Raw genomic sequence first — 1617 nt, 5'->3', positions numbered from 1 at the left:
GGGGTTGGCAGGCCGTTATCGTGGCTGCTGCCATCAGCTTGCCTATGGGTTACACCCAAGGTAAAGAATACGCCGAGTTGGAATGGCCTATCGACATTTTGATTACGCTGGTGTGGGTTGCCTACGCCATCGTATTCTTCGGTACGATTGCCAAACGTAAAATCAAACATATTTACGTTGCCAACTGGTTCTACGGCGGCTTCATCTTGGCTGTTGCGCTGTTGCACATCGTCAATAATATCAGCATCCCTGCCGGTTTGATGAAATCTTACCCGGTTTACGCTGGTGCGATTGATGCGATGGTTCAATGGTGGTACGGTCACAATGCGGTGGGCTTTTTCCTGACAGCCGGCTTCTTGGGCATGATGTACTACTTCGTACCAAAACAAGCAGGTCGTCCTATTTACTCTTACCGCTTGTCCGTCGTTCACTTCTGGGCTTTGATTTTCACTTATATGTGGGCAGGTTCTCACCACTTGCACTACACCGCATTGCCTGACTGGACTCAATCTTTGGGTATGGTATTGTCTTTGATCCTGTTCGCACCTTCTTGGGGCGGTATGATCAACGGCATCATGACTCTGTCTGGTGCATGGGACAAACTGCGTACCGACCCGATTTTGAAATTCCTGATCGTATCTCTGTCCTTCTACGGTATGTCTACCTTCGAAGGCCCGATGATGTCTATTAAAACTGTTAACGCTCTGAGCCACTACACTGACTGGACTGTTGCACACGTTCACGCCGGTGCATTGGGTTGGGTAGGCTTCGTAACCATCGGTTCCGTTTATTACATGATCCCTCGCCTCTTCGGTAAAAACGAAATGTACAGCACCAAATTGGTTGAAGCGCATTTCTGGATTGCAACCATCGGTGTGGTTCTGTATATCGCCGCGATGTGGATTGCCGGTGTGATGCAAGGCCTGATGTGGGGTTCTTTGAACGAAGACGGCACACTGACTTATTCCTTTGTCGAATCTGTAAAACGTACCATGCCTTACTATATGATTCGTTTCACCGGCGGTCTTCTGTACCTGAGCGGTATGTGCATCATGGCATATAACGTTTACCGTACTGCTATCAGTGGTAAAGCAGTTGATGCTGAGATTCCTGCGGTTTCTCAAACTCAGCACCACTAATGATAAGAAAGATAGGCTACCAAAATGAAATTACAACAATTAGCTGAAGAAAAAGTCGGTGTACTGATTGTATTCACCCTGCTTGTAGTCAGCGTCGGCCTTCTGATCGAGGCCGTCCCGCTGTTCTTCTCCAAGGCAGTTACTGAACCTGCGCCAGGCGTGAAACCATACAACGCCTTGCAAGTGGCCGGTCGTGATATTTACGTACGCGAAGGCTGCTACAACTGCCACTCTCAAATGATTCGTCCATTCCGTGCAGAAACCGAACGTTACGGCCACTACTCCGTTGCCGGTGAGTCTGTTTATGACCATCCGTTCCAATGGGGTTCTAAACGTACCGGTCCGGATTTAGCTCGTGTCGGCGGCCGTTATTCCGATGAATGGCACCGCATCCACCTGCTGAACCCGCGCGACGTTGTGCCGGAGTCCAATATGCCTGCATTCCCATGGCTCGCACGCAATAAAGTCGATGCCGAGG

Annotated in this window: 2 protein-coding genes; both read left to right on the top strand. The window is 49.7% G+C overall.

Annotation, left to right across the window (positions count from 1 at the left end; genetic code table 11):
• A partial coding sequence (gene ccoN / locus ACTHUT_RS20020) for a cytochrome-c oxidase, cbb3-type subunit I (protein ID WP_440419565.1) occupies positions 1-1139 on the top strand: 1139 nt, incomplete at its 5' end.
• Positions 1140-1163: 24 nt separating this feature from the next.
• The coding region (gene ccoO / locus ACTHUT_RS20015) for a cytochrome-c oxidase, cbb3-type subunit II (RefSeq protein WP_440418835.1) at positions 1164-1617 on the top strand (454 nt) is incomplete at its 3' end.

It is taken from the genome of Neisseria sp. P0022.S010 (genome assembly GCF_051956635.1).
The sequence above is the reverse complement of the archived record's forward strand: the minus strand, read 5'-3'. Positions and strand labels throughout refer to the sequence as shown.